Origin of the sequence: Paracoccus sp. UBA5162 (genome assembly GCF_002413585.1) — a bacterium.
In the GTDB taxonomy this organism is placed as follows: domain Bacteria; phylum Pseudomonadota; class Alphaproteobacteria; order Rhodobacterales; family Rhodobacteraceae; genus Paracoccus.
Genome location: NZ_DHXG01000070.1, coordinates 1 through 7,282, shown reverse-complemented (window position 1 = coordinate 7,282; position 7,282 = coordinate 1). Strand labels below are relative to the sequence as shown.

At 67.4% G+C, this 7,282-nt stretch carries 6 protein-coding genes and 1 pseudogene; 5 read left to right on the top strand and 2 right to left on the bottom strand.

Annotated elements, in window-relative coordinates; translation table 11 throughout:
• Together B4A72_RS10490 and B4A72_RS10485 are read right to left on the bottom strand one after the other, a co-directional pair.
• Window positions 1-126, bottom strand: a pseudogene (locus tag B4A72_RS10490) (YggS family pyridoxal phosphate-dependent enzyme); the annotation flags it as partial.
• 70 nt (window positions 127-196) lie between these two features.
• Entirely contained in the window at window positions 197-1,147 is a 951-nt protein-coding gene (locus tag B4A72_RS10485) for a porin (protein ID WP_292978533.1), read from the bottom strand.
• 269 nt (window positions 1,148-1,416) lie between these two features.
• Here B4A72_RS10485 and B4A72_RS10480 point away from each other — a divergent pair, with 269 nt between their 5' ends.
• The 5 genes from B4A72_RS10480 (at window position 1,417) to B4A72_RS10460 (ending at window position 7,223) form a co-directional block, all read left to right on the top strand.
• Complete coding sequence (locus B4A72_RS10480) at window positions 1,417-1,875, top strand: DUF3576 domain-containing protein (RefSeq protein WP_292958337.1); 459 nt, start codon at window positions 1,417-1,419, stop codon at window positions 1,873-1,875.
• Between the two features lie 81 nt (window positions 1,876-1,956).
• Complete coding sequence (gene leuS, locus B4A72_RS10475; protein ID WP_292978531.1) at window positions 1,957-4,494, top strand: leucine--tRNA ligase; 2,538 nt, start codon at window positions 1,957-1,959, stop codon at window positions 4,492-4,494.
• On the top strand, window positions 4,481-4,972 hold the full coding sequence (gene lptE / locus B4A72_RS10470; RefSeq protein WP_292958333.1) for an LPS assembly lipoprotein LptE: 492 nt from the start codon (window positions 4,481-4,483) through the stop codon (window positions 4,970-4,972). The genes leuS and lptE overlap by 14 nt, the downstream gene beginning before the upstream one ends.
• A complete protein-coding gene (gene holA / locus B4A72_RS10465) occupies window positions 4,969-5,994 on the top strand; it encodes a DNA polymerase III subunit delta (protein ID WP_292978529.1) in 1,026 nt (341 codons plus the stop codon). Before lptE ends, holA begins: the two co-directional genes overlap by 4 nt.
• Window positions 5,991-7,223, top strand: a complete 1,233-nt coding sequence (locus tag B4A72_RS10460) for an NAD(P)/FAD-dependent oxidoreductase (protein ID WP_292978527.1) — start codon at window positions 5,991-5,993, stop codon at window positions 7,221-7,223. The genes holA and B4A72_RS10460 overlap by 4 nt, the downstream gene beginning before the upstream one ends.
• Window positions 7,224-7,282 lie beyond the last annotated feature (59 nt).

Here is a 7,282-nt window from a genome sequence, read left to right as displayed (position 1 = left end):
CAGGGCGGCCTCGACCCGGTCGTCTGGCTGGACCTTGCTGACGGCTATCAGCGTGACGCTGCCGGGCGCGCGCCCGGCCTTCTGTTCGGCCGCGGCGATGCGGCGCCTGATCTCGTCCAGTCCCATGCCGCGACAAGACAAAAAGAAAAGAGCGGGCGCAAGGCCCGCTCTTTCCAAAGGAGTGTGATCGCGTGGATCAGAAGTCGAAGCGGACGCCCATATCGGCGGTGACCAGCTCGTTGTAGTCGCGCTGGATCGACGCACCCAGACGGGCGCCGCCCAGGTCGTAGTTCACGCCGATACCGAAGGCATTGTCCGACTCGTTGAAGTCAGCATCGTTGTTGGCGACGTAGGCTTCGATGTTGGTCAGGCCGTCGGCCAGGGTGTAGTCGCCATACAGCGTCACGGTGTTGCCCAGGTCGACAGCGCCGATTTCGCCGTTGTCGATCCAGTTCAGGCCGACGCGCGCGTTCGGCATGACGGCATAGCGGGCGCCGACGAAGTACTGGTCGTTGTCCGCGATTCCCAGACCGTCCATGACGGCTGCAGCCGACAGCTCCAGACGGTCATTCCAGGTGTAGGAAGCCGACATGCCGAATTCTTCTTCCGCGCTCTCGTCCAGGCCCGACTGGTCGGGGTCGATGTAGGACGCCATGACCTTCACGCCGGCGATTTCGTATTTCGCTGCGATGCCGAGATAGTCGACGTCGGAATAAGCGTCCGAGTCATAGGCAAAGAACGCGCCGCGCGAGTTGCCGAACGAACGGTCGAACGCGCCCAGTTCCGAACCGAACAGCAGCGCTGCCGAGTCGAAGGCGGTGTCGACGTTGCCGACTTCAACGGTCAGGCCGCTGGCGGTGATCCACAGCTTGCCGGCGTTCAGTTGGCCAGCGTCATCGCTGTTCTGGTCCCACTGGATGCGGAAGCGCGCACCGAAATCCACGCCCTGGTCCGACGAGGTCGCGGCATCGATGTTCATCCGCAGACGGCCGACAACTTGGCTTTCGTTCAGGCCGATGGCGTCCTGAGCAGCGGTGTTTTCGTAATAGATCACGCCGGTACGGCCATAACCCGAGATGGTCACGTCGGCAGCGGCGACACCGGCGGTCAGAACCAGCGCGGTGGAGGCGATAAGAGCCTTTTTCATGGTGGTGTTCCCTCTTGTCTCTCTGATGCCCAGAACGGCTGTCCCGCTTTGGGTATGTGATGTGTTTCCCCCTTTCGCCGATGTGATGCAACGGAATCACGGAGGGGCTGAAATCTTTACCCAAATCTGTGATGCACATGGGCCACACTTGCGTGATCGCCGCCGTCCAGGCCCGCGAACGGGTCCGTCCCGCCGCCGCCCCAAGGCGCTTGTGGCGCGGGGGCGATCCGCGCTAAGGCTTCTGTCGACGCGAAGAACCGGGGGACACCATGAACACCGCACGCGCCGCGCGACTGACGCTGGTTATGATCCTGAGCGCCGCTCTTTCCGCCTGTGGCGGCGCTGCCTCAAGCGACCGGGACGTTCGCCCCGATGAGCGCAGGACGACGATCTGGGATCTGTTTCGCAACAACGAGAATCCGAACAACACCGTCGGCGTGAACAAGTATCTGTGGAACGCCAGCCTGGATGTGCTGAACTTCCTGCCGGTCCAGTCGATCGACCCCTTCACCGGCGTGATCGTGACCGGTTACGGCACGCCTCCGGGCGGCGGCCGGTCTTATCGCGCGACGATCAAGGTCAGCGATCCGGCGCTGGATGCGCGCAGCCTGAAACTGTCGCTGCAGGGGCCGGGCGGCGCGGCCGTCGAGCCGGGAACCGTCCGCGCGGTCGAGGATGCGATCCTGACCCGCGCGCGGCAGTTGCGGATCCAGGACGGGCGGCTCTAGGGCCTGCCGGGCGAGGCTGGACCCGCCAATCGCCGCCGTATAAACACGGCGGCGAAGAACGACGCCAGACAGGTCCGCACGATGCCCTATGATCCCGCCCGCAGCGAAGCCCACTGGCAGACGACCTGGGCCGATGCCGGCAGCTTTGCCGCGACCCGCGACGCGCGGCCGAAATATTACGTGCTCGAGATGTTTCCCTATCCTTCGGGACGCATCCATATGGGGCATGTGCGCAACTACACCATGGGCGATGTGGTGGCGCGGTTCAGGCGCGCGCAGGGCTTTTCCGTGCTGCACCCGATGGGGTGGGACGCCTTCGGGATGCCGGCCGAGAACGCGGCGATGGAACGGGGCGGCCACCCGCGCGACTGGACCTATGCCAATATCGCCACGATGCGCGAACAGTTGCGCCCGCTGGGCCTGTCTATCGACTGGTCCCGCGAATTCGCCACCTGCGACGATGATTACGTGGCCCAGCAGCAGGCCCTGTTCCTGGACATGCTGGAGGCCGGACTGGTCACCCGCAAGTCGGCGCAGGTGAACTGGGATCCGGTGGACATGACCGTGCTGGCCAACGAACAGGTCATCGACGGCAAGGGCTGGCGGTCGGGCGCGGCGGTCGAGCGGCGCGAACTGACCCAGTGGTTCTTCCGCATCAGCGACTATTCCGATGAACTTCTGGCGGCGCTTGACGGGCTGACCGGCTGGCCCGACAAGGTGCGGCTGATGCAGGCCAACTGGATCGGCAAGTCGCGCGGGTTGCAATTGCGGTTCCCGACGGTCGATGCGCCCGAGGGTTTCGAGGCGATCGAGGTCTACACGACCCGCCCCGACACGCTGATGGGTGCGTCCTTCGTGGCGCTGTCGCCGGATCATCCTCTGGTGCGCGATCTGGCCGCCGCCGATCCGAAGGCCGCCGCCTTCATCGAGGAATGCCGCCGCATCGGCACCACCGAAGAGGCGATCGAGACCGCGCCGAAAATGGGCTTCGATACCGGGCTGACGGCGCGTCATCCGCTGGACCCGGACTGGCACCTGCCAATCTGGATCGCGAATTTCGTGCTGATGGATTACGGCACCGGCGCGATTTTCGGCAGCCCCGCCCATGACGAGCGCGACCATCAATTCGCGACCAAATACGGCCTGCCGATCCGGGCGACGTTCGGCGAGAAGGGGATGGATCCGGCACAGGCCGACGCGCTGGTCGCGGCCGCGCCCTATGTGCCGCCGAAATCGGAAACCCTCACCTACGTCCGCGGCTTCGCCGGCGCGGCCGACCAGACCGGCGAAGCCGCCGTCGATGCCGCCATCGCCCATGCGGAACGCGAAGGCTGGGGCGAGGGTGTGACCAGATACCGCCTGCGCGACTGGGGCATTTCGCGGCAACGCTATTGGGGTTGTCCGATCCCGGTCGTGCATTGCGACGCCTGCGGAACCGTGCCCGAGGCCAAGGCCAATCTGCCGGTGCTGCTGCCGCGCGATGTCAGCTTCGATGTGCCCGGCAACCCGCTGGACCGGCATCCGACCTGGCGTCAGGCCATCTGCCCGACATGCGGCGGCGCGGCCCTGCGCGAGACCGACACGATGGACACCTTTGTCGATTCCTCGTGGTATTTCGCGCGCTTCACCAGCCCCCATGCGGCGACCCCGACCGACCGCACCGAGGCCGATTACTGGATGAATGTGGACCAGTATATCGGCGGCGTCGAACATGCGATCCTGCATCTGCTGTATTCGCGCTTTTTCGCCCGCGCGATGGTCAGGACCGGCCATCTGCCCGAGACCGCGAAAGAGCCGTTCAACGCGCTGTTCACGCAGGGCATGGTGACGCACGAGATCTACATGACCACCGATGCGCGGGGCCGCGCCGTCTATCACCTGCCCGAGGATGTGACCGACGGCCGTCTGGCCGACGGAACCCCGGTCAAGGTCATCCCCTCGGCCAAGATGTCGAAATCCAAGAAGAACGTCGTCGATCCGCTGGACATCGTGGCAAGCTACGGCGCCGACACCGCGCGCTGGTTCATGCTGTCGGACAGCCCGCCCGAACGCGATGTCGAATGGACCGCCGCCGGGGCCGAGGCCGCACATAAATTCCTGTCGCGCCTCTGGCGGCTGGCCGAGGATGCGGGCGCAGATCGCGACGATCCCGATCTGACCCGCGCCGCCCATCGCGCCATCGCCGACGTGACCCGCGCCATCGAGACCTTTACCTTCAACAAGGCGGTGGCGAGGCTCTATGAACTGGCCAATGCGATCGGCAGGTCCGGCGCCGGGGGCGAACCGCGCAAGGCGGTTCTGCGGATCATGGCGCAACTGATGGCGCCCATGGTGCCACATCTGGCCGAGGATATCTGGACCATGTCGGGCGGGCAGGGCCTGGTCGTCGATACCCCCTGGCCACAGGCGGACCCGGCGCTGCTGGTCGATGACAATGTCGTCCTGCCGATCCAGATCAATGGCAAGCGGCGGGCCGAGATCAGCGTCGCCAGGGACATGCCCAAGGATCAGATCGAGGCCATGGTGATGGCCGACGAGACGGTGCGACGGTTCCTTGACGGGGCCGCGCCCAAGAAGCTGATCGTGGTGCCGGGACGGATCGTCAATGTCGTCGCGTGACCGCCTGTCGCGCCGCGCGGCCCTGCTGGGCCTGCTGGCCGTCTCGGCCTGCGGGCTGACGCCTGTCTATGGCCCGAACGGGGCGGGGCGCCGCCTTTTCGGCAAGATCCGCCCGCGCGATCCGGAAACCTACCAGGACTTTATCTTCAACCGCCGCCTGGCCGAACGTCTGGGCGGCGAGGGCGATCTCTACGATCTGGATTACGGCATCGCCATCGGCGTCGTTCCGCAGGCGATCACGCCCGACGAGGTGACAACGCGCTATTCGCTGAGCGGCACCGCCGATTTCGCCCTGAAGGACCAGGCGGGCCGCGTCCTTGCGCAAGGGCGGGTCAGCAGCTTTACCTCGTATTCCACCACCGGCACGACCATCGCCACGCTGTCGGCCGAGGGTGATGCCCGGCAGCGGCTGGCCACGATGCTGGCCGATCAGGTGGTCACGCGGCTGCTGGCGGCGTCCGCTTCGCTGCCGGAATGAACCTTAAGGGCGGAGAGATCGCCCGCTATCTGGCGCGGCCCGACCCTTCGCGCCCGGCCCTGCTGATCTATGGCCAGGACGCGATGCGCGTATCGCTGAAGCGGGCCGAGGCGGTGGCCGCGCTGACCGGAGAGAAGGCCGACGAGGAAATGCGCCTGACCCGGCTGGCGGGTGGCGGGCTGAAGAAGGATCCGGCCGCGCTGCTGGACGCCGTCAAGGCGGTCGGCTTCTTTCCCGGCCCCCGCGTCGTTCTGGTCGAGGATACGCCCGATACGGCCGCCGAGGCGGTGGCGGCGGCGCTTGGTGAATGGCAGCCCGGTGACGCGGTGATCGTGGTGACGGCCGGGGGATTGGCCAAATCCTCGGCCCTGCGCAAGCTGTTCGAGCCGCATGGGCAGGCGGTCGCGGCCCCGGTCTACGACGATCCCCCCGGCGAGGACGAGATCGCGCGCTGGCTGGCCGCGTCGGGCCTCGGCGAAGTGTCGCGCGAGGCGATGCGCGATCTGACGGCGCTTGCGCGGGCCCTGGATCCCGGCGATCTGCGCCAGACGATCGAAAAGATCGGGCTTTACAAATATGGCGATGATACGCCCCTGACGCCGGCCGAGGTGGCGCTGATGGCGCCCGCGACCATCGAGGCCGATCTGGACGAATTGCTGCACGTCGTGGCCGAGGGACGATCGGATCGTTTCGGCGCCTTGATGCGGCGGATCGAGGGGCAGGGCGTCACGCCCGTCTCGCTGGCCATCGCCGCCCTGCGCCATTTCAGGGCGCTGCACCTGGCCGCCGCCGATCCGCAGGGGCCGGGCGCGGGCCTGTCGCGGATGCGCCCGCCGGTCTTCGGTCCCCGCCGCGACAGAATGGCCCGGCAGGCGCAAAGCTGGGGCCTGGGTCCGCTGGAAGAGGCGGTGCACGCGCTTCTGGACACTGACCTGATCCTGCGCAGTTCCAGCCGCGCGCCGCAGATGCCGCTGGTCGAGCGTGCGCTGATCCGGCTGGCGATGCAGGCGGGGCGGCGGTGAGCGAAACCGTCGAGGCGCTGGTGATCGGTGCCGGCCCGGCCGGCCTGATGGCGGCCGAGATGCTGGCGGGGGCGGGACATGCGGTCGTGATCGCCGAGGCGATGCCGACACCGGCGCGGAAATTCCTGATGGCCGGCAAGTCCGGGCTGAACCTGACCAGGGACGAGCCTTTGCCGGCGTTCCTGCGTCACTTCGGCGGCGCGACCGGGGCGCCGCCCCGGACCCCGGGATATTTCGACCAAGGCAAAGCCGTGTTCGGCCCGCCCGAGGTGATGGACTGGGCGCGCGGGCTGGGGATCGCCGTTTTCACCGGTTCCACCGGCCGGGTCTTTCCGGTCGGGATGAAGGCCTCGCCCCTGTTGCGGGCATGGCTGGCGCGGCTGGATGCGCGCGGGGTCCGGTTGCGGACCCGCTGGCGGTGGACCGACCTTGAGAACGGATTTCTCTTCGAGACGCCCGAGGGGCCGCGGCAGGTCAGCGCCGATGTTGCGGTGCTGGCGCTTGGCGGGGCAAGCTGGCCGCGGCTGGGATCGGATGCGGCCTGGGTTCCGCTGCTGCGCGATGCGGGGGTGCGGATCGCGCCGTTCCGTCCCGCGAATATGGGATTTCGTGTCGATTGGTCGCCCGCCATGAATCGCCATCTCGGGGCGGCCGTGAAGGGCGTGGCCCTGCGCGCGGGCGAGATGGTCAGCCGGGGCGAGTGGGTGATCGGGCGCCAGGGTATCGAGGGTGGCGGCATCTACGAGATTGCCGCCGTGATCCGGGACGGGGCCGGGGTGCGTCTGGATCTTGCGCCGGATCTGGGGCCGGATGCGCTGGTCCGGCGGTTCGCGCGGCCCCGGGCGAAGCTGTCGCTGGGCAATTGGCTGCGGCGAATCCTGGGCGATCCGATCAAGGTGGCGCTGATGCTGGAATGGGGGCGACCCTTTCCAGGCGATGCGCGGGGATGGGCGATGCTTGCCAAGTCCGTCCCGATGCCGCTGGGCGGGCCGATGCCGATCGAAGGCGCGATTTCCTCGGCCGGGGGGGTCACCGAGGCGGCGATCACCCCCGATCTGGAATTGCGCGCCCTGCCGAATGTCTTCGTCGCGGGCGAGATGCTGGACTGGGAAGCCCCGACCGGCGGCTATCTTCTCAGCGGGTGTCTGCTGACGGGGCGGATGGCGGGAATGGCTGCCTCGACGCGGTTGATCGAGGCTGGCGCGCCGCTCCGGAAACGGCAACCCTGAGCCATGCCGCGGTCAGGGGCGTGCGGGAGTCGCGCAGAGCGGGGATGCACCGCTAGAGC

What these genes read in the sequence shown, in the direction of transcription:
- B4A72_RS10485 (WP_292978533.1), bottom strand. Translation starts at nt 1,147, where the DNA reads ATGAAAAAGGCTCTTATCGCCTCCACCGCGCTGGTTCTGACCGCCGGT.
- B4A72_RS10480 (WP_292958337.1), top strand. Translation starts at nt 1,417, where the DNA reads ATGAACACCGCACGCGCCGCGCGACTGACGCTGGTTATGATCCTGAGC.
- leuS (WP_292978531.1), top strand. Translation starts at nt 1,957, where the DNA reads ATGCCCTATGATCCCGCCCGCAGCGAAGCCCACTGGCAGACGACCTGG.
- lptE (WP_292958333.1), top strand. Translation starts at nt 4,481, where the DNA reads ATGTCGTCGCGTGACCGCCTGTCGCGCCGCGCGGCCCTGCTGGGCCTG.
- holA (WP_292978529.1), top strand. Translation starts at nt 4,969, where the DNA reads ATGAACCTTAAGGGCGGAGAGATCGCCCGCTATCTGGCGCGGCCCGAC.